16 protein-coding genes are annotated in these 19,455 nt (G+C 71.7%); 11 read left to right on the top strand and 5 right to left on the bottom strand.

Translation table 11 applies throughout. The features are described 5' to 3' along the window. The first annotated feature begins 2 nt into the window (after window positions 1-2). Both F6W97_RS32905 and F6W97_RS32900 read left to right on the top strand, forming a co-directional pair. Window positions 3-584: a hypothetical protein gene (locus F6W97_RS32905; RefSeq protein ID WP_155374442.1), complete on the top strand. Its 582-nt coding sequence runs from the start codon at window positions 3-5 to the stop codon at window positions 582-584. Between the two features lie 282 nt (window positions 585-866). Continuing rightward, entirely contained in the window at window positions 867-1,388 is a 522-nt protein-coding gene (locus F6W97_RS32900) for a hypothetical protein (RefSeq protein WP_155374441.1), read from the top strand. A gap of 99 nt (window positions 1,389-1,487) precedes the next feature. Here F6W97_RS32900 and F6W97_RS32895 read toward each other — a convergent pair whose 3' ends face one another. Beyond that, entirely contained in the window at window positions 1,488-4,349 is a 2,862-nt protein-coding gene (locus tag F6W97_RS32895; protein WP_155374519.1) for a glycoside hydrolase family 48 protein, read from the bottom strand. Between the two features lie 372 nt (window positions 4,350-4,721). Between F6W97_RS32895 and F6W97_RS32890 the strand changes: the two genes are divergently transcribed. From F6W97_RS32890 to F6W97_RS32880, 3 genes are all read left to right on the top strand, one after another. Next, window positions 4,722-5,555, top strand: a complete 834-nt coding sequence (locus F6W97_RS32890; RefSeq protein ID WP_155374440.1) for an aldo/keto reductase — start codon at window positions 4,722-4,724, stop codon at window positions 5,553-5,555. Between the two features lie 90 nt (window positions 5,556-5,645). Next, the gene (locus F6W97_RS32885) at window positions 5,646-6,407 is read left to right on the top strand and encodes a hypothetical protein (protein ID WP_155374439.1); all 762 of its coding nucleotides are present in this window, start codon (window positions 5,646-5,648) and stop codon (window positions 6,405-6,407) included. Then, the gene (locus tag F6W97_RS32880; protein WP_155374438.1) at window positions 6,404-6,979 is read left to right on the top strand and encodes a hypothetical protein; all 576 of its coding nucleotides are present in this window, start codon (window positions 6,404-6,406) and stop codon (window positions 6,977-6,979) included. The genes F6W97_RS32885 and F6W97_RS32880 overlap by 4 nt, the downstream gene beginning before the upstream one ends. Window positions 6,980-7,419: 440 nt before the next feature. Here F6W97_RS32880 and F6W97_RS32875 read toward each other — a convergent pair whose 3' ends face one another. Both F6W97_RS32875 and F6W97_RS32870 read right to left on the bottom strand, forming a co-directional pair. Further along, window positions 7,420-8,841, bottom strand: coding sequence for a hypothetical protein (locus tag F6W97_RS32875; RefSeq protein WP_155374437.1), 1,422 nt, complete (start codon window positions 8,839-8,841; stop codon window positions 7,420-7,422). Between the two features lie 29 nt (window positions 8,842-8,870). Further along, window positions 8,871-9,623, bottom strand: a complete 753-nt coding sequence (locus F6W97_RS32870; RefSeq protein WP_155374436.1) for a TetR/AcrR family transcriptional regulator — start codon at window positions 9,621-9,623, stop codon at window positions 8,871-8,873. 117 nt (window positions 9,624-9,740) lie between these two features. Between F6W97_RS32870 and F6W97_RS32865 the strand changes: the two genes are divergently transcribed. After that, entirely contained in the window at window positions 9,741-11,414 is a 1,674-nt protein-coding gene (locus F6W97_RS32865) for an MFS transporter (protein ID WP_155374435.1), read from the top strand. A 130-nt stretch (window positions 11,415-11,544) separates the two neighbouring features. Next, window positions 11,545-12,438: a siderophore-interacting protein gene (locus F6W97_RS32860; RefSeq protein ID WP_155374434.1), complete on the top strand. Its 894-nt coding sequence runs from the start codon at window positions 11,545-11,547 to the stop codon at window positions 12,436-12,438. A gap of 313 nt (window positions 12,439-12,751) precedes the next feature. Here F6W97_RS32860 and recQ read toward each other — a convergent pair whose 3' ends face one another. Both recQ and F6W97_RS32850 read right to left on the bottom strand, forming a co-directional pair. Beyond that, entirely contained in the window at window positions 12,752-14,575 is a 1,824-nt protein-coding gene (gene recQ, locus F6W97_RS32855; protein WP_155374433.1) for a DNA helicase RecQ, read from the bottom strand. A gap of 86 nt (window positions 14,576-14,661) precedes the next feature. After that, window positions 14,662-15,027, bottom strand: a complete 366-nt coding sequence (locus F6W97_RS32850; protein ID WP_155374432.1) for an iron chaperone — start codon at window positions 15,025-15,027, stop codon at window positions 14,662-14,664. 99 nt (window positions 15,028-15,126) lie between these two features. On the opposite strand from F6W97_RS32850, the gene F6W97_RS32845 reads away from it, so the two are divergent. From F6W97_RS32845 to F6W97_RS32830, 4 genes are all read left to right on the top strand, one after another. Beyond that, window positions 15,127-15,675 carry an RNA polymerase sigma factor gene (locus F6W97_RS32845; RefSeq protein ID WP_230687170.1) on the top strand — a complete coding sequence of 183 codons (549 nt, stop codon included), beginning with the start codon at window positions 15,127-15,129 and terminating at the stop codon, window positions 15,673-15,675. Further along, window positions 15,672-16,739, top strand: a complete 1,068-nt coding sequence (locus F6W97_RS32840; RefSeq protein ID WP_155374430.1) for a hypothetical protein — start codon at window positions 15,672-15,674, stop codon at window positions 16,737-16,739. The genes F6W97_RS32845 and F6W97_RS32840 overlap by 4 nt, the downstream gene beginning before the upstream one ends. Window positions 16,740-16,885: 146 nt before the next feature. Continuing rightward, the gene (locus F6W97_RS32835) at window positions 16,886-17,863 is read left to right on the top strand and encodes a LysR family transcriptional regulator (RefSeq protein ID WP_155374429.1); all 978 of its coding nucleotides are present in this window, start codon (window positions 16,886-16,888) and stop codon (window positions 17,861-17,863) included. A 51-nt stretch (window positions 17,864-17,914) separates the two neighbouring features. After that, window positions 17,915-19,402 carry a S1 family peptidase gene (locus tag F6W97_RS32830; RefSeq protein ID WP_155374428.1) on the top strand — a complete coding sequence of 496 codons (1,488 nt, stop codon included), beginning with the start codon at window positions 17,915-17,917 and terminating at the stop codon, window positions 19,400-19,402. The last annotated feature ends 53 nt before the right edge of the window (window positions 19,403-19,455 follow it).

Below are 19,455 nucleotides of genomic sequence, written 5' to 3'. Positions count from 1 at the left end.
ACATGACGGCGACGACCACCACGGACTGGCGCGACACCCTGCGTGACGCGGCCGACCTCGCCCTGGTCGGCATCGTGGTGACCGTCGCGGCGGTGCCGGTCGTGACGACCGGCGCCGCCGTCGCCGTCGGTGCCGAGGCGGTGCACCAGCGCTTCACCGACGGCCACTGGCCCGGCCCGCGCGACCTGCTCCGCTCCTTCGGCCGCCGACTGCTGCCCGGCGCACTGGCCACCCTCATCGTGCTGGCCACGATCCTGCTCCTGACGCTCAACATCTTCTGGCTGAACCAGGGCCTGGCCCCGGGCGGCGGAGTGCTACTGGCCGTCACCGCCGTCGCGGTGGTGGCGCTGCTCGGGCTGGCCGCGCTGGCCGTGCCGTTCCTCGGCCGGGGGTACACCTACCGCCGCGCCTTGCGCACCGCGCTGTCCCGCCCGGCCCTCATCTTGACCTGTTCAGGCGTCATCGGGATCGCCTTCCTGATCGGCTCGATCCTCCCGATCACGGCCCCGCTCCTGGTCGGCTACGTCCTGCTCGCCCTGCACACCATCGCCCGCCGCGTCCTCGTCCCCACTCCCGCCGCCTGACGCAGCGCTCGTGCAGTTCCGGGAATCTGCACGAACCCAGACCGGGGAAGACACGCAGTCGACGGCGCGGTCATTCTGGTGAAGCCGCGCTACAGGGACACGTGGCGGTTGCCCGGTGGATTCGTCGAACCTCGAGAGTCGCCCAGGATACGGAGATCCGTCGATCGCGGGATCAACGCCCGCATCCCCATGTGGACTGGCCGGGTGATGGATGGCAGAAACGATCTTCCGGCTCCAGACTCGCCTCGGGCCGGCCACGGCCCCGCGTTGACAGGGGACAACATGCGACCGTTCAAGCTGCTCACCATCGTGGTCCTGGCGCTACCCGCGTTGACCGCCTGCGGCGATCAGGCCACACCCACGTCCATCCCGTCGAAGAGCCCTTCGGCGATCCCGTCGCCGTCGCCGTCGCTCGATCCTGCCGCCGCTCTGCGGAAGCAAACCGCCACCAGCACGCTCCAGGTGTGCGAGGCCTACTACACCTACCGGACCTACCTGCTTGACCCGACGGCACTGGCAGCGTTGCAGAGCGCGAAACGCGATCCTGTCAAGGGTCGGCAAGCCATAGCCAGGTGGAAGAAGCTGCTCACCGACTTCCAGTCGGCGCTCAAGAACCAGATCCGCCAGGCTCAGCATCCGCAGCTGAAGGAGGCGCTGACCGAGGAGAGCAAGGTGGTGGCCTGGCTGCTGGCCGAGGTCAGCAAGCTCCGAAGTGACGGCGCTGCGGCTTGGAACCTGGTCGTCACGGAAGAGTATCGGAGCATCGGCAACAAAATTCTCGTCACCTGCAACGACCTGCGCTGAAATGCCTTCCGGTCCAGGTGACGACGCCGGAGCCCCAATTACGAGGTGGCGGGCACCCCGTGCAGGGGTGCCCGCCGTTCATGCACGGGCCGACCGGGGTCAGCCGTTGGGGAACAGGGCGGCGAAGTCGGCGAAGGCCATCGCCACGTCGCTCTGTGCCCAGAACCGGTGGTAGTTGAAGCTCGGCGCGGGGCCGCCCGCCAGGTGCGCCTGCACCTTCGACCAGTCCGGGTCGGAGGTGTACCAGGACCGGATGTCCAGGAACGACTTGCCGGCCGTGATGACGTCGCCGTTGGGCATGTCGCCCGTCCAGCCGGCCGGGACGTAGATGCCCTGGCCGGTGGTGGCGTTGTAGACGTCGTCGAACCGCGAGTAGTCGCCGCGGGTCTCCGTCGTCGAGACGCCCTTGCTCTCGGCCTTGGCGTACAGCGCGTCGATGATGCCCTTGCCGGTGGTCTTCGCCGCGGCGTTGCCGGACTTGGCGGCGTAGAACAGCAGCGCACGGGCCAGCGACGCGGCGACGCCGACGTCCTGGCCGGTGCTGGTCACCGTGACGTGCAGGCCGGTGTTGGTCGCCGGGCTGGCCGGGTTCCAGGTCGCCGGTGCGCCGGACCAGCCCATCTCGGACGGGACGGCGAAGTTCGTGCCGCTGACCGTGGTGTTGGCGATCGCCCACGGCACCCACTTGTCGAGCAGCGCCTTGGCCTTGGTGTTGCCGGTGGCGTAGTACAGCTCGGCGATGCGGCCCATCGACCAGACCTGCATGCCGAACCACTGGTTCGACGGCGGGTCGTGGTAGACCGGCTTCTCGTCGTAGAACATGCCGTAGAAGGTGGGCGTGTTCGCGGGCGGCGTGGCGTACGAGCCGGCCCAGCTGTTGGTCGCGCCGCCGGCGATGCCGCCCTCGGACGACTGCAGCCACTGGTAGAACTCGAGCTGCCGGTTGAAGCTGTTGGTCCAGTCCGCGTTCGCGGTCGGGGACTGCGGCTTCAGGGCGTTGACGTTGGCCAGCGCGTACGCCGCCATCGGGTTCTGGTAGCCGAAGTGGTTGAAGCTGGAGCCGATGCGCCACGACCAGGCCGACGTGAGGCCGCCACCCCAGGCGTAGTACCAGGACATCAGGTAGTGCATCGAGTCACGGCCGGTGCCGGCGGCGCAGGTGGTCGCGCCGACGCAGTTGCCGATCTTCTTGAAGTACTTGTCGAACATGGCGTAGCGCAGGTAGTCGCCCATCTTCGCCGCCTTGGTCAGCGTCGATGCGATCTGCGACTGCTTGCCCTGCTCGGTGGCCCAGGTCAGCGCCCAGTAGGCCGCCTCGATGGCGCGGGCGTCGGCGTCCGGGGCGTTGGTGTACTTCCACTGCGCCGCGGGCGCGCTGGACTCCTTGACGAACAGGTCCAGGTAGCCGTTGGTGCCGCCGTGGTTGAGGTTGTCGCAGCTCGGCTGCGGGATGGTCTCCCACACCGACTCCTGCGGTCCCCGCTGGAAGGTGTTGATGTACGCCGGACGCGTGGTCCCGTTGCCGCACCGGCCGAAGCCGTACTTGTTGTCGACGTCGAGCAGCCAGTGCATGCCGTAGATGTTGCCGTTGCCGTAGGTGCTGGTCAGCTCGCTGCGCAGCGGGTCGACGCCGACCGGGACGCTGGGCTGCAGCTGGGAGGGGTAGTTGGCCGGGGTGAGGTGCTCGGCCGCGTACTGCGGGGTGCCGGCGACGCCCGCGTTGGGCTGGTCGGCGGCCGACGGGATGATGTACTGCTCCATCACCGTCCAGGCCTGGTTGAACTTGGTCCAGTCCTGGGTGAACCGGCCGTAGTAGGCCTCCAGCCACAGCCAGTAGGAGAACGCCTCGCTGGTGGTCTCGTGGCCGTAGTCGGGCGCCTCGACGATCAGCGTCTCGATCGAGTGGTACGGCACGCCCTCGGGCGAGAAGTACCCGTTGGCCGTGTTCTTGATCTTGTTGTACTGCTCGATGAAGCGCTGGGTGTAGACGTTGACCTCGTCGTCGGCCTCGGTCGCGGTGACCACGCCGGGGTCGTACCCGGTGGCGCTGGCGGTGACCGTCGCCGAGCCGGAGGCGTTGTCCGCGTCCTGCGCCGCCGCCAGGGTCACCGTCTGCTCGGTGCCCCAGTTCGTGGTGCTGAACGTCAGCGTCGCGCCGGTGGAGACCGACACGTCGGTGTCACCGGCGGTGCGGGCCACGGCCACGGTCAGGTTGGCCGACGGCGCGGCCGACAGCTTCACCTTGAACGTGTTCGTGCCACCCTCGGGCACGCTCACCGCCGCCGTGCCGGCCCCGTTGACCAGGATCTTCGGTGCGACGGAGGCGTCCACCACGACCGTCGTGTTCGCCGTGGCGGTCGCGCCGCCGTTGTCGGTCGCCTTGGCCTGGAACACGTACGTGCCGACCGGCAGCGCCGAGACGTCCCAGGTGTACGGGGACGCGGTGTCCGAGCCGAGCAGCAGCCCGTCGCGGTAGAACTCCACCTTCGACACGGTGCCGGGCGCGGTGTCCGCCGCGGTGGCCGCGATGCTGAACGCCGCCGGGGCGGTGTAGTGGGTGTTGTTGGCCGGCGCGGTGATGCTCACGGTCGGCGCCGGGTTGGCCCCGGTGCACGCCGTGCCGTTGATCGTGAACGAGGTCGGCGACGAGTACGTGCCGCTCCAGCGGCCGTTGAAGCCGATCCCGGTCGAACCGTTCGTCGGCACGTTGCCGTTGTAGTTCAGGTTCGTGGCGGTGATGTTCTGGCCGGACGCGGTGAAGTTCGCGGACCAGCCGGGCAGGGTGACGCTCTGCCCGGAGGGCAGCGTGAAGCCGAGCGTCCAGCTCGTCCACGGGTCACCGAGGTTCTTGAGGGTCAGGTTGGCGGTGAAGCCGCCGGAACTCGGGGCTTCGGTCCATGGGTTTGCGGTGTAGACGACCTCGCAGGCGACTGCGGCCTGGGCCGGGCTCGCCGCCACCATCAGACCGCCGGCGGCGACGAACGTCGCCGTGGCGACGGCGCCGAGGCGCCGCAGCAGACTGGGGCGGGAACGCCGCAGTGGGTACAACAAGACGATCTCCTCGCGAATGTGCCGGAACCGTGTCCCGGCGGGAAACCTTGCCGAACCGTCACGGAGGACGGCGGTGCCGCTTCGGCGCGTCCATGCCCTGACGTGCCGTGTCGCGCGACGATGGCTCCCGGTCGCGAATTCGGATCAGTCTTGCATGGGAGCGCTTCCATCGCAAGGGGTCACTGCCGCGACTGATCGGCAGACGCGGTGTGCGTCGATTCACCGATCCGTGCCGGGCAGACTGCCGAGACCTGAGGGCGCGGCACTGGAAGAATGGACCACATGATCGTTCCTGAGGTGACCCTCAACAACGGCGTAGCGATGCCCCAGCTCGGATTCGGCGTGTGGCAGGTCGACGACGACGCGGCAGAGAAGGCCGTGACCACGGCGCTGGAGTCGGGCTACCGCAGCATCGACACCGCCAAGATCTACATGAACGAGCAAGGCGTGGGCCGCGGACTGCGGGCCGCCGGGCTGCCCCGCGAGGAGCTGTTCATCACCACCAAACTGTGGAACACCGAGCACGAGTACGACAAGGCCCTGCGCGCCTTCGACGAGAGCCTGGCCAGACTCGGCCTCGACTACCTGGATCTGTACCTGATCCACTGGCCGGTGCCGTCCCAGGACAGGTACACCGAGGCCTGGCGCGCGCTGGAGAAGCTCCACGCCGACAAGCGGGTGCGCGCCATCGGCGTCTGCAACTTCACCGTGCAGACGATGAGCCGCCTGCTGGACGAGTTCGACGTGGTGCCCGCGGTCAACCAGATCGAGCTGCACCCCCACCTCCCGCAGGAGGAGCTGCGCAAGCTGCACGCGGTGCACGACATCGCGACCGAGGCGTGGAGCCCGCTCGGCCAGGGCAAGGGCCTGCTCGACGACCCGCTGCTGGCGCGGGTCGCGGCCAAGCACGGCCGCACCCCGGCGCAGGTGGTGCTGCGCTGGCACCTGCAGCTCGGCAACGTGGTCATCCCCAAGTCGGTGACCCCGTCGCGGATCGCCGAGAACATCGCGGTCTTCGACTTCGCCCTCGACGACGAGGACATGGCGGCGATCGCCACCCTCGACAACGGCGGCCGCATCGGCCCCGACCCGGCCGTCTTCGCCTGGATGGGCTGATCCACCACCCGGCGGGGTCGTGTCCACTGTGTAGGGATGCGGCCCCGCTCGGGTGTCCCCGCAAGCGTTCCATCTCGTATGCTCGCCGCTGTGTCGGTCACCACGGGGCGGGGTCAACTGAGCCGCAGGCTCTTCAGAGGTCTGCTGGACGGCGTCGCGCCGCAGCTGCGCTGGGTGCTGATCGGCCTGGTGCTGGCGGTCACCGCGGGGTTCGGCGGGCTGGAGACCGCGCCCGCGGAGGACAAGAGTCCCCAGGTCGCGGCGGGCGTCCCGGTGGACGGCGGGCCGTGGCGGGTCGAGGTCATCGACGTGCGCCTGGCCGGAGACCTGCCGCCGTTGCGCCGCCAGGACGACAAGAACCGCTGGCTCTACGTGACCGCCAATGTCACCATCACCGCGAACGAGAGCTGGACGCTCACCAAGAAGATGGTGCGGCTGTCCGGTGTGGAGGGTGTGCTCACCGAGGAGCCCTACGACATGGTCCTCTACCGCGACAAGCGGGTGGTCAGCCGCCTGCACCCGAACATGCCGGAGAAGGTGGCGTTCTTCTGGGAGCAGTCGGGGGACGCGCCGGTGCCCACCACGGCGACGGTCCTCGTCCTCGGCATGACGTACCGCGCCGACTCGTTCAGCTCCGAGCGCACGTGGATGGAGGACGAGGCCGTCCGGGCCGGCGTCACGGTGCCCGTGCTCGACGTGCGGGCCTCTCCCGGCGCGACGCCTTCTCCCGGCGCGACGCCTTCGCCCGGCGCCTCGCCGTCGCCGGGGGCCACGCCGTCGCCGGTGCCCCCGCCGCGAGTCGCCACCTCGGCCAGACCCGGTGCGACGCCGACGGTCAGGACGTCGCCGTGAGCCTGCTGCGCCGTCTCGGTGGTCTCCTGCTCGTCGCGGCCGTGCTGGCCGCCGGCCAGGCCGTGGCCGACTCCCCGCCCGACCGCAACCACCAGCTCCGGCCCTTCGCCGTATCGGGCGACTTCGGCACGGACGTGGTCGGCCGCGACTTCGCGGTACGGGCCGTCGCCGTGCGCTGCGCCGCCCAACTCAAGATCGGTGATGCGATCATGGACACCCAGGGCGTCTGGGTCGTCGTCAAGCTGCGCCTGAGCGCCCGCACCGAGCCGTCGCACATCAGTTACGCCGCCGTACGCGACGCCTCGGGCCGGATCTACCAGACGACCGACCGGTTCGACCAGCTTCTCGTCACCGGGGGCCGGAGCATCCAGCCCGGGCTTCCGGTCGAGGGCGAGATCGCGATCGAGGTGCCCGCCGCCTCGGCCGGCGACCTGACCCTGCTCGTGGCGTCCACCTTCGTCGACCACCGAATGGACTCCATGGCCGAGATCCCGCTGCCCATCTCGGATGTGACCGCCGTGCTGGCGAATCCCGCCCCGACCGAGGTGCTCGCGCCCAGGTCCGCGGCATGAGGGGCCCGGACTCGCTGGGCCGCGGCTGGTGGCGGCGCAACATCTGGGGACTGGTCGCGATGCTGCCGGCCCTCGCCCTGATGATCTACGCGGCGGTCTACTCCGACCTGGAGTACTGGCAGCGGGGCCGGCCCTCGCAGGCGCCGTCCGCCGCCGACGGGTCGGCCGAGTTCGCCGGCGTCCGGCTGCGCCTGGTCGAACTGGCGCCGACGACCGACCTCAAGCGCTATGGCAACGCCCCGTTCGTGCCGCCCGACGGTGTCACCGTGTGGCGTGCCGTGATCGAGGTCGAGTCCCCCGACCCCGAGACGTCTCCGTTCTGCACGATCCTGCTGGAGGACGAGGCAGGCAACCGGTACGACGTCAACGCCGAGGAACTCAGCAAGGCGCGCCTGCCGCTGGCCAACTGCCGGCCGGACACCGAGGACCCGGCCCCGGTCTCAGGCCGCTACCGGACCGTGGCCCACTTCGCCCTGGCCACCGGCGTGGACGCGGTCGCGGTGCGGCTCAGTTTCGGCGGCGTCGACCTGGTGCGCTACGTCCGGCTCACCCTGCGCGGCTGACTGGACCCGCAGCACCCGGTCGACGGTCGCCGCGACCAGGCACAGCTGCAGCACCATGGTGATCGCCTGGTTGATCAGGGCCAGCGGCCCGGACAGCGGCACCCAGAAGAACTGCAGGTGGCCCGGACCGAGGATCTCGCGCTCCAGCTCCCAGAGCCAGGGGGGCAGCGTCTGCACGAGCGTGAACAGCAGGCAGAACAGCAGGATCGGCACCTTGCCCGCGTGCGCCAGCAACCGGAAGGCGTGCGCCAGCGGGGCCGTGCTCTCACGCACCCCCGCGGTGCTGCCGCGGGCCAGCCTGCGCACCGGCGCGGGGAAGCGCGCCCAGCGGCGTACCGCGCTACGGGCCCGCTGAGCCGCCTTCTCGCTCAGTGGCGGCGCGCCGAGGCTCTGCCCGTAGACCACCGTGGCCACGACGAGCCAGGCGATAGGCACCACCAGCACCGTGTCGATGGAGAAGAACAGGCCGGCAAGGAAGAGCCCGGCCGCCCGGGTGGCCGATTCCAGCGGGCCCAGTTGATCCACCACCGTGTGCCAGGCGTCCAGCACCCACTGGTACCCCTGGCGGGCCTCGACGTACGGCACGAAGAGTTTGCTGACCCCCGACACGAACACCGCGACCAGGGTGATCGACAGCACCTCCAGGTACGCCCGGACGAACCCGACCCAGCCCCACAGCCGTCCCGGCCGCAGCCCCAGCAGGAAGCGCAGCACCATCGCGACCACGACCACGGTCACCAACGTCCCGTTGAGCTGGAACGGAAGGCGTTCGTCGATGTTCACGGCGTCCGGGTTGGTGAAGATGTCGGCGTCGTTGTTGAAGGTCTCGTCCAGGTACACCTCGTAGACGTAGTTGTTGCGGTCGTCTTCGAAGTAGCCGTACGAGGCGTACACCGCGATGAAAGGCAGCAGCACGCTCGCGACGTGCGCCAGCGCGCGAAAGCGCGCACCCGGCTCCCCGGTGGCCGTCATCGCGGGCAGCGAGCGCGACAGCACCCGCAGCATCAGCACCAGCGCGGTCATCACGGCGACCGGCACGAGCGCGAAGACCAGGAAGCCGAAGACGCCGTCGAGCTTGCTGGCCTGGACGGCCACCACCACCAGGCCGCGACGCAGCGCGAAGCCGACGAAGACCAGGGCCAGCAGCACCGGCCAGTGCCGCAGCAGCGCCGAGCCGACGGTGCCCAGCACCGCGGCCAGCTGGCGCAGCGACCAGGCCACTCCGTGCTCGGCACGGGGCTCGGCCACCACGGGGCCGGCGGGCGTCGATGCGATGACCGGGGAGGGAATGTCCGTCACGCGAGCACGGTACCGTCCACCCCGGATGGTCAGCTGCCCGCCCGCTGCGCGATGAGCAGACCTACGCCGTCGAGGATCCGTTCCAGTCCGAACACGAACTCCTCGTAGGGCTCGTCCGCCCGGTCGAGCACGCCGGCCTCGATGACGCGCGCCAGGGCCGGGAACCGGGCCGGGTCGACGAGCAGTCTCAGCAGCTTGCCGTATGTCGCGATGGCCTCGTCCAGGGACGTGTCGACCGCCTCGACCGCTGCCTGCATGTCCACGGCGACGGTCGCCTCGTTGCGGACGTACATGCTGAACAGCAGGACGATGGAGAGCTTCTCCTCCTCGCGCAGCCGGGTGTCGGCCAGCGCGGTCAGTCCGGCGTCCATCCACGCCAGCTGGTGCGGGGTGGCGGGCGGGCCGCTGATCGGCACCCGCAGCGTCCACGGCTGAGCCAGGTACAGCTCGCGGCAGGCCCACGCCCAGGCGGTGAGCGCGGCCCGCCAGCCGGCGTCCGGTGCGATCGGGGGCGGATCGCCGATCGCCGCGTCCATCATCAGTTCGAGCAGCTCGTCCTTGGCCCGCACGTACCGGTAGAGCGCCATCGTGGACGCGCCCGCCTCGGCGGCGACCCGGCTCATGGAGACCGCGCCGATGCCGTCGGCGGCGGCGACCCGGATCCCGGCCGCGACGATGCCGTCCAGGGTCAGTCCGGGCTTCGGCCCCTTGCCGGGGCGCTCCCGCAGACCCCACGCGGCGGCGATGTTCGCCGGCACGCCGATGCCGCTGTCGAGCTCCATCACACCTGCTTCACCTCGAACGCTTGACTGCACATCCTAGTGCTGCGTATAACGTACACAGAAACGCGTACGGCATACGCAGTAGCGCGTACCGCATACACAGAAGGTTGGTCCTCGATGAACGAGCCAAGCCCGCCGCTCGCCGGCCGCCGCGAATGGACCGGGCTCGCCGTGCTGCTGCTGCCCCTGCTGCTGGTCTCCATGGACGTGTCGGTGCTCTACTTCGCCGTCCCGTTCATCAGCGCCGACCTCGAACCGACCGCCACCCAGCAACTGTGGATCTTCGACATCTACGGCTTCGTGCTGGCCGGCCTGCTCATCACGATGGGTGCGCTGGGCGACCGGATCGGCCGCCGCCGGCTGCTCATGATCGGCGCGGCCGCCTTCGCCCTCACCTCCGCCGCCGCCGCGTACGCGGGCAGCGCCGAAGCCCTCATCACCAGCCGGGCCCTGCTCGGCATCGGCGGCGCGACGCTGATGCCGAGCACCCTCGCCCTGATCCGCAACATGTTCCACGAGGCCAAGCAGCGGGCCACCGCCATCGGCATCTGGACCGCCGCGCTCACCTTCGGCGTCGCGCTCGGCCCGATCCTCAGCGGCCTGCTGCTCGAACACTTCTGGTGGGGCTCGGTCTTCCTGATCAACGTGCCGTTCATGCTGCTGCTGGTCGTGCTCGCGCCGCTGCTGGTGCCCGAGTCGCGCCGGGTCGCCGGCGGACGGTTCGACCTGATCGGGGCCGCCCTGTCGCTGGCGGCGGTGCTGCCGGTGATCTGGGGCGTCAAGGAGCTGGCCGCCGAAGGTGACGTCCGGCTCGCCGTCGCCGCGATCATCACCGGCCTCGCCGTCGGCGCGGCGTTCCTCCACCGGCAGCGCACCTCGCCGGACCCGATGATCGACCTCGCCCTGTTCCGGGGTCGGGCGTTCAGCGGCGCGGTCGCCGTCAACACGCTCGCCATGTTCGCCCTGGTCGGCTTCGCCATCTTCACCACCCAGCTGCTGCAGACCGTGTGGGGCATGTCCCCGCTGGAGGCGGCGCTGTGGAGCCTGGTGCCCTCGCTCGGCATCGGCGCGGTCGCCCCGGTCGCCGCCGGGCTCGCCCAGCGCGGCGTCCCGCGCAACCGGCTGGTGGCGGCGGGCTTCCTCATCGCGCTGGCCGGGTTCGCCGCGATGACCGCCGTCGGCGCGGACTCCCCGCTGTGGACGCTGATGGCCTGCGCCGCGCTGTACGCCTGCGGCCTGGTCGTGGTGATGTCGCTGAGCACCGAGCTGATCCTGTGGGCCGCCCCGCCGGAGCGGGCGGGCTCGGCGTCCGCGCTGTCGGAGACGGCCTCGGAGTTCGGCGGCGCGCTCGGCATGGCAGTGCTGGGCAGTATCGGCACCGCCGTCTTCCGGGCCCACCTGGAGGTGCCCGCCGCATTGCCGGTCGAGGCCGCGGACACCGCCCGCGAGACGCTGGCGGGGGCGGCCGTCGTCGCGGCCACGGCGCCCGGACCCGTGGGTGAGGCGCTGTTCGCGAGCGCCCGCACCGCCTTCGTGTCCGGCCTGCACGCGGCGGCGATCACGGCGGCCGTGCTGATGGCGCTCGCTGCGGCACTGGCCCTGCTGACCCTGCGCGGCGGCGCCCCGGGCCACGTCGCAGCGCCCGCCGACTGCCTGCCCGATGCCGTCACCGGCGCCGAAGCCGCACCATCGGCCGGGACCGCGCCCTATCCCGCCGCCGAGGCCGCGCCCTCGTCCACAGCCGGGTCTGCCACCGGCATCGTGGCACAGGACACGACCGCAGCCGTTTGACAATGAGAGGGAAGGTTAACCTAACCTAAGCTGCACGCGATGCGGGCTGTCGGCTTCACGTGGCACGTCACGAGCCGGCAGCCCGGCGCAGCATCCCCTCGTACGTCCGGCCCCTCTGGAGATCCCGCGCATGAGCGAACCCATGGTCTGGCGGCTGTTCACCGTGCAGGTGCAGTCCGTCACCGAACTCAGCCCGACCTACAAGCGGTTCACCTTCGCCGGACCCGACCTCGCCGACTTCGCCGACTGCGGCTATGACCTCCGCCTCAAACTGGTGCTGCCCGCGCCGACCGGAGGCTTCGCCGACCTCGACCACGGCCCGGACTGGTACACCACCTGGCGCGCGACACCCGACGAGCGGCGCAACCCGCTGCGCACGTACACCGCCCGCCACGTCCGCCGCGAGCATTGCGAGGTCGACGTGGACGTGGCGCTGCACGGCGACGCGGGACCCGCCTCGCGCTGGGCCCGCGCGGCCCGGCCCGGCGAGAAGATCGTCCTGATGGGACCCAACGCAGCCCACCCGGGCCCGCACGGCGGGGTCGAGTTCGTGCCGCCGGCCCCCGGCGTGCCGGTGCTGCTGGCGGGGGACGAGACGGCGGTGCCCGCCATCGCCGCGATCCTGGAGCGGCTGCCCGCGGACACGGTCGGGGCTGCGCTGCTGGAGGTGCCGTACGCCGCCGACGCGCTGCCGGTGACCGCCCCCGCCGGGGTGCAGGTGCGCTGGCTGGCCCGCGACGGGGCGGCCCACGGCAGCCTGCTGGTGCCCGCGGTGCAGGAGGCCGCGGCGCGGCTGGTGCCGGCGCCCGGCACGGCCGAGGCGGTCGAGGACGTCGATGTGGACACCGACATCCTGTGGGAGGTGCCGGCGGACTCCGCCGGCGGACTGCTCTACGCCTGGCTGGCCGGCGAGGCCGCGGTGATCCGCACCCTGCGCCGTCACCTGGTCAGCGAGCGCGGGCTGGACCGCAAGGCGGTCGCCTTCATGGGCTACTGGCGCCAGGGCCGCACCGAGGAAGGCTGACCGGCTCGGGCCGCCGCCCGGCCCGCAGCTCCCGGCCTGCGGCTCGGGGCTCGCGTCCTGCGGCTCCCGGGGCCCAGTTCCCGGCCTGCGGCTCGGTGCTCGCAGCTCGCGGCTCGCGGCTCGCGGCTCGCGGCTCGCGGCTCGCGGCTCGCGGCTCGCGGCTCGCGGCTCGCGGCTCGCGGCTCGCGGCTCGCGGCTCGCGGCTCGCGGCTCGCGGCTCGCGGCTCGCGGCCATGATCGCCGTTTGCGGTCGAAAAGTGCGGTGGGACCGCAGTTTCTGACCGCAAACAGCGATCTTCCGTCGGTCGGACGGTTACGGGGCGGACTCGGCCAGGGTTTCCAGTACGCCTTCGCCGTATTTTGCCAGTTTGTTCTCGCCGACTCCGCTGATGCCGCGCAGTTTGCCCAGCGAGTCCGGGGCCTGTGCGGCGATCTCGCGCAGGGTCGCGTCGTGGAAGATGACATACGCCGGGACGCCCTGCTCCTTCGCGGTCGCCGCACGCCAGGCCCGCAGCGCCTCGAACCGGGGCACCGCGTCGGCGGGCAGCTCCGCCACGGCCGCGGCGGCCGTGGCCTTGCGCGACGAACCCGACGAGCGGGCTGCGCGCTCCGGCTCGCGGCGCATCATCACCTCGCGGCGGCGGCCCAGCACGTCGGCGCTGGCGTCGGTCAGCGCCAGGGTGCCGTGATCGCCCTGCACCGCCAGCAGCCCCTGCGCCAGCAGCTGGCGCACCACCCCGCGCCACTCCGACTCCTGCAGCTCGGTCCCGATCCCGAACACGGACAGCTCCTCGTGCCGGTGCTGCGCCACCTTGTCGGTCTTGCGGCCCAGCAGGATGTCGATCGACTGTCCCGCGCCGAAGCGCTGGTTGCGCTCGCGCTGCAGCCGCAGCACGGTCGACAGCAACTTCTGCGCCGGCACCGTGCCGTCCCATGACTCCGGCGGCACCAGGCAGGTGTCGCAGTTGCCGCACGGCTCGCTGGACTGCCCGAAGTAGGCCAGCAGCTGCACCCGGCGGCACTGCACCGTCTCGCACAGCGCCAGCATCGCGTCCAGGTGTGCGGCCAGCCCGCGCCGGTAGGCCGCGTCACCGGCCGAGCTGTCGATCATCTTGCGCTGCTGCACCACGTCCTGCAGGCCGTAGGCCAGCCAGGCGGTCGAGGGCAGGCCGTCCCGGCCGGCGCGGCCGGTCTCCTGGTAATAGCCCTCGACCGACTTCGGCAGGTCCAGGTGCGCGACGAAGCGCACGTCCGGCTTGTCGATGCCCATGCCGAACGCGATGGTGGCCACCATGATCAGCCCGTCCTCGCGCAGGAAGCGGGACTGGTTCTTGGCGCGCGTGGCCGCGTCGAGCCCGGCGTGGTACGGCAGCGCGTCGATGCCCTGCTGCACCAGGAACTCCGCGGTCTTGTCCACCGACGCCCGGGACAGGCAGTAGATGATGCCCGCCTCGCCGGGGTGCTCGGTGCGCAGCAGCTCCAGCAGCTGCTTCTTCGGGTCGTTCTTCGGCACGATGCGGTACTGGATGTTGGGCCGGTCGAAGCTGGAGACGAACATCCGCGCCTGCGTCAGCTGCAGCCGCTGCGCGATCTCGGTGCGGGTGGCGGTGGTCGCCGTCGCGGTCAGCGCGATGCGCGGCACGTCCGGCCAGCGCTCGTGCAGCACGGACAGGGCCAGGTAGTCGGGCCGGAAGTCGTGGCCCCACTGCGACACGCAGTGCGCCTCGTCGATCGCGAACAGCGAGATCTTGCCCCGCTCCAGCAGCCGCAGCGCGGCCCCGGAGCTCAGCCCTTCCGGGGCCAGGTAGAGCAGGTCCAGCTCGCCGGCGACGAACTGCGCCTCCACCACGCGCCGCTCGTCGAGGTCCAGCGTCGAGTTGAGGAAGCCCGCGTTGACGCCCAGCGCGGTGAGCGCGTCGACCTGGTCCTGCATCAGCGCGATCAGCGGCGAGATGACCACACCGACACCGGGCCGCACCAGGGCCGGGATCTGGTAGCACAGCGACTTGCCGCCACCGGTCGGCATGAGCACCAGCGCGTCGCCGCCGCCGATCACATGGTCGATGATCTCCTGCTGCTCGCCGCGGAACGAGTCGTAGCCGAAGATCCTGCTCAACACCTGGGAAGCATCCTGCACCCGTCGATCCTATGGACCGCCCCCGACGGCATGCATGCCGGTGCGACGACGGCAACACGACCGGGGGCGCGTCACTCACCCCGGCGTCACCCGCCGGACGCGCTCCGCTGCGCCACCAGCACGCCGGTCACCAGGGTGATCACGTCGTACGGGACGGGCTCGCGCAGCGGGAACCGCAGGGTGCCCTTGGCCGCCCGGTACGGCGCGACGACCTCCTCGAACGCCGCGTCGCCGTCCGGCACCGGGTACACCGAGACGTGGTGCTTCCACCCGGCGAAGTACACGAGGTACCGCCCGTCGAGCGTGATGGTGGGGATCCCGTAGCTGATGCTCTGTCCGGCCTGTGCCGGCGCGGCCGCCAGGATGGTCCGCCGGACCTGCCGCAGCACGTCGCGCACCTCCTCGGGGAACGAGTCGATGTAGTCGTCGATCGTGCTGAACCGGGCCGCCATTCATTCATCATCCCGCCTGCCGGCCGCGTCCGGCAGTCCGGCGCGACCGGTGCGGAACAGAACGCCGCCCTGCGGGCAGTCATGAGTATGTTGCACACCATGGCCGAGCCGCGCCGAAGCCTGCCCGACGTGGCGGGCCTCTTCGACCAGCACGGGGCAGAGCTGCTGCGCTACTGCGCCGGCCGGGTCGGGCCGACGGTCGCGGAGGACGTCGTGGCCGACACGTTCCTCATCGCGCACCGGCGACGGCACCGGCTCCCGGACGGCCCGGCGCGGGCCTGGCTCTACGGCATCGCCACCAACCTGCTGCGGCGGCACCGGCGCACCGAGACCCGGGCGCTGCGGGCACTGGCCCGCACCGGCCGCGACCCGGACCTGATCGACATCGCCGACGGCGCGGCCGCCCGCGCGGACGCCTCGGCGCTGACCCGGCGGCTGGCCACGGTGCTCGCCGCGCTGCCCGCCCGCCAGCGCGACGTGCTGCTGCTGTACGCGGTCGCGGAACTCGGCTACGAGGAGATCGCCCGGACCCTGGACATCCCCCTCGGCTCGGTCCAGTCGGCCCTGCACCGCGCGCGGGTGAAACTGCGCGCCGCCCTCGCCGCCGGCCCCGCCGCCCACGAATCCCCCGACGGAGGCTCCCGATGACCGACGATCCCGACCTGCGCGGCGTGCGCGAATTCCACCAGGAACGCCCGGGGGCCGCGCCCGGCGCACTCGACCGGGTGCGCCGGCGCGTCCAGACCGCGACGGCCGCACCGCACGCGCCCCGCTTCCTGCTGCCCCGCTGGGCGGCGCCCGCCGCAGCCGCGGCGGTGGTGGCCGCCGTGGTCGGCGGGGCGGCGGTGCTGGGCGCGGCAGGCGACGGCACCCCTCAGCCGGGCGGACCGACCGCCGGGCCGGGCCGCCCGACGAGCGCCGCGTCCACCGCGGCGGAGGGCACCGTCGCGCTGTGGCTGAAGTACGGCGCACCGGTGCCGGTCCCCGCGGTCTTCGCCCAGCTGGACCAGGCCGCGGCCGGCAACACCCTGGCCGTGCCGCACCCGGGCGAGCTGCTGTGCTCGCACACCACCATGCTCACCCGGTCCGGCCCCTCGCCCTCGCCCGGCAGCGCACCGGCGACGGCACAGGCCGGGGTGCGCTGCTTCGAACCCGAAGGCCTGCTGGAAGTGCCCCCACCGAGTGCGGGCGATGTCAAAGGACAGTCCCCCGCCGAGCAGCTCGCCGCCGCGCGGGACGGCTTCGCCGCGGCCGGGCCCGGCTGGGGTTATCCGACCGCGAGCTGGCTGGCCACCCTGCCCACCGATCCGGACCTGCTGCTCGCCGGCTTCCGGGCGGGCTCGCGCGGCCCGGCCGAGGTCGACGACCTCACCCGCTGGCAGCAGTACGGGCGCTTCCTGGCCCGGGTCGACCCGCTGCTGCCCGCCGCACAGCGCGCCGCCTTCCACCGATTGATGGGCAGGCTCGACGGCCTCACCGCCGCCGAGGCGTTCACCGTGTCCGGCAAGCGGCTCTACGCGGTACGCCTGACCAGCGGGACGATTGCCGACGAGCTGCTGTTCGAGCCGGGCACGGGACGCCTGGCCGGGCACGTCGAACTGACCGTCGGCCCCGGGGGCGGCGACCCGGTGCCGGTCCGGCAGGAACTGTGGAAGCACGTGTTCCAGCCTGCGGCGGGTTGGGCCGTACCGTCCGCCACCGCGCCGCGGTAGCGCGACGCGGCGCGAGGGCACCGGCACGCCCGGTTCCGCCAGGTAACGAAAGGAGCAAGCGCTTGCCGGTGAAGTGACAGCCATCTATCACCCGTCTAGACTGCGTGGATCTCTCCTCCGGTTGCACCCTCCAGACTGGAGCGGCCATGAATCTAGAGATCCGCCATCTCAGAGTGGTCTGCGCGATCGCGGACACGGGCAGCGTGACCAAAGCGGCCTCGCTGCTCGGGCTGGCCCAGCCCGCGGTCACCGCGCAGCTGCAGCGCATCGAGCGCTCGCTGGGCGGCCCGCTGTTCGAGCGCGGCCGCCACGGGGCCACCCCGACGGCGCTCGGCGAGCTGGTGCTCGCCCGCGCCCGGGTGGTGCTGCCCGCAATGAAGGGCCTGCAGGACGACGCGGCCCAGCTCACCGGCACCCGCATCCGGCCGAACCAGTGGCGCATCGGCGCGGTCAACGGACCGATCCTCGGCGGCCTGATGTCCCGGCTGGCCGCCGAGAAGGACGGCGTGGAGGTGCTCACCCATCCGTCGCACTGGGCCGATCAGCTCTGCGACCTGGCCGTCGCCGGCAAGCTCGACTTCTGCATCGTCGGTGTCTGCGGCGACACCGTGCCGGGCAGCCCCGACGACGGGCTGACCTGGCGGGAGATCGCGATCGACGCCATCTTCGTGATGCTGCCGGAGAACCATCCGCTGGCGCACCGGTGGGAGATCGACCTGGCCGAGCTGGCCGACGCGCAGTGGGCCAGCATGCCCGGCGACGGCTGCTTCGGCGACTGCTTCGCCGCGGCGTGCGCGCGGGCCGGGTTCACCCCGCGCACCATGTACGAGATGGACATCGGCAACGCCGTCGACGCGGTGCTGTCGGGGCACGCGGTCGGGCTGTGCAAGGCGACGTTCCGCCGGGTGGACGGCATCGCCACGGTGCCCCTGGCCGGTGGGCCGCTGCGCTGGCGGCACCTGCTCGGCTGGCATCCGCGCAGCGAGGCCGCCGGTTACGCCGACGTCATGCTCGGCCACGCCGCGGCGGCGTACGCGGAGTCGGCCGCCCGCAATCCGCACTACCTGGAATGGGGCAAGGCCAACCCGCAGTTCGGTCCCCGGGTTTCCATCGCATCGCGGTAGGACGCAAGCGGTATCTACCGTCGCCTATGTCCAACCGCCAAGCTTCCCAGCATGAACCGCAGACTCCTCTTCGCTTCGGCGGCGGCGACCCTCACCCTGGGCATCACCGTCGCACTGACGTATCCGGCCGCGGCGGGACAAAGCCCCGACGCCGCGACCGACGCCGCCACCGCGGCGGGCATCTCGCCCCAGGTCCTCCAGGCGCTGAGCCGCGACCTCAAACTCGACCCCGCCGGCGTGCAGGCCCGGCTCGCCGAGGAGGCCAAGGCCGGCAAGGCCGACCTCAGCCTGCGCAAGTCGCTCGGCGCGACCTACGGCGGCGCGTGGCTGTCAGCCGACGCCAAGACGTTCACCGTCGGCGTCACCAGCCAGGCGCAGGCCGACAAGGTGCGCGCCGCCGGCGCGACCCCGCAGCTGGTCGCCCGCAGCCTCGCCCAGCTCGACGCGCTCAAGGACCGGCTCGACGCCAACGCGGCCAAGGCCCCCAAGGCGGTGCCCGGCTGGTACATCGACGTGGCCGCCAACCAGATCGTGGTGCTCGCCCGCGCGGGCGCCGACGCGAAGGGCTTCATCAAGCAGAGCGGCGTCGACGCCTCGGCCGTGCGCATCGAGGCGAGCACCGAGAACCCGGTCCCGCTCATCGACGTCATCGGCGGCAACGCCTACTACATCGGCAGCGGCAGCCGCTGCTCGGTCGGCTTCCCGGTCAGCGGCGGCTTCGTCACCGCCGGGCACTGCGGCACCACCGGGTCCACCACGACCCAGCCGAGCGGCACGTTCCGCGGTTCCAGCTTCCCCGGCAACGACTACGCCTGGGTGCAGGTGGCCTCCGGCAACACCCCGCGCGGCCTGGTCAACAACTACTCCGGCGGCACCGTGACGGTGTCCGGTTCGACCGATGCCGCGATCGGCGCGTCGGTGTGCCGGTCCGGCTCGACCACCGGCTGGCACTGCGGCACCATCCAGGCCCGCAACGCGTCGGTGACCTACTCGCAGGGCACCGTCAGCGGCCTGATCCGCACCAACGTCTGCGCCGAGCCGGGCGACTCCGGCGGCTCGCTCATCGCCGGCAACCAGGCCCAGGGCGTCACCTCGGGCGGGTCCGGCAACTGCTCGTCCGGCGGCACCACGTACTTCCAGCCGGTCAACGAGATCCTGTCGGCGTACAGCCTGACCCTGATGACCGGCGGCAGCACGCCGCCGTCGTCCCCGCCGCCCGGCGGTGGCGGCTGCACCGGCTACGAGTTCTCCCGCAGCGGCTCGCTGTCCAGCGGCGGCAGCGCCTACCAGCCGGACAACAGCTACTACCAGTCGACCACCTCCGGCACCCACCGCGGCTGCCTGGCCGGCCCGTCCGGCACCGACTTCGACCTCTACCTGCAGAAGTGGAACGGCTCGGCGTGGGCCAACGTGGCCCAGGGCGCGACCTCGTCCAGCTCGGAGACGCTGACCTACTCGGGCACCGCCGGCTACTACCGGTACCGGGTGCACGCGTACAGCGGCTCGGGCTCGTACTCGCTCGGCTTCACCAACCCGTGACGGCCGCCTGACCCCGCACCGGCCGGAGCCCGGTTCCCGATCTCCCGGGAACC

The organism is Catellatospora vulcania (genome assembly GCF_009720385.1).
GTDB classification, from domain to species: domain Bacteria; phylum Actinomycetota; class Actinomycetes; order Mycobacteriales; family Micromonosporaceae; genus Catellatospora; species Catellatospora vulcania.
Note: the sequence above shows the minus strand (reverse complement) of the source record. Positions and strands in the feature narration are given on the sequence as shown.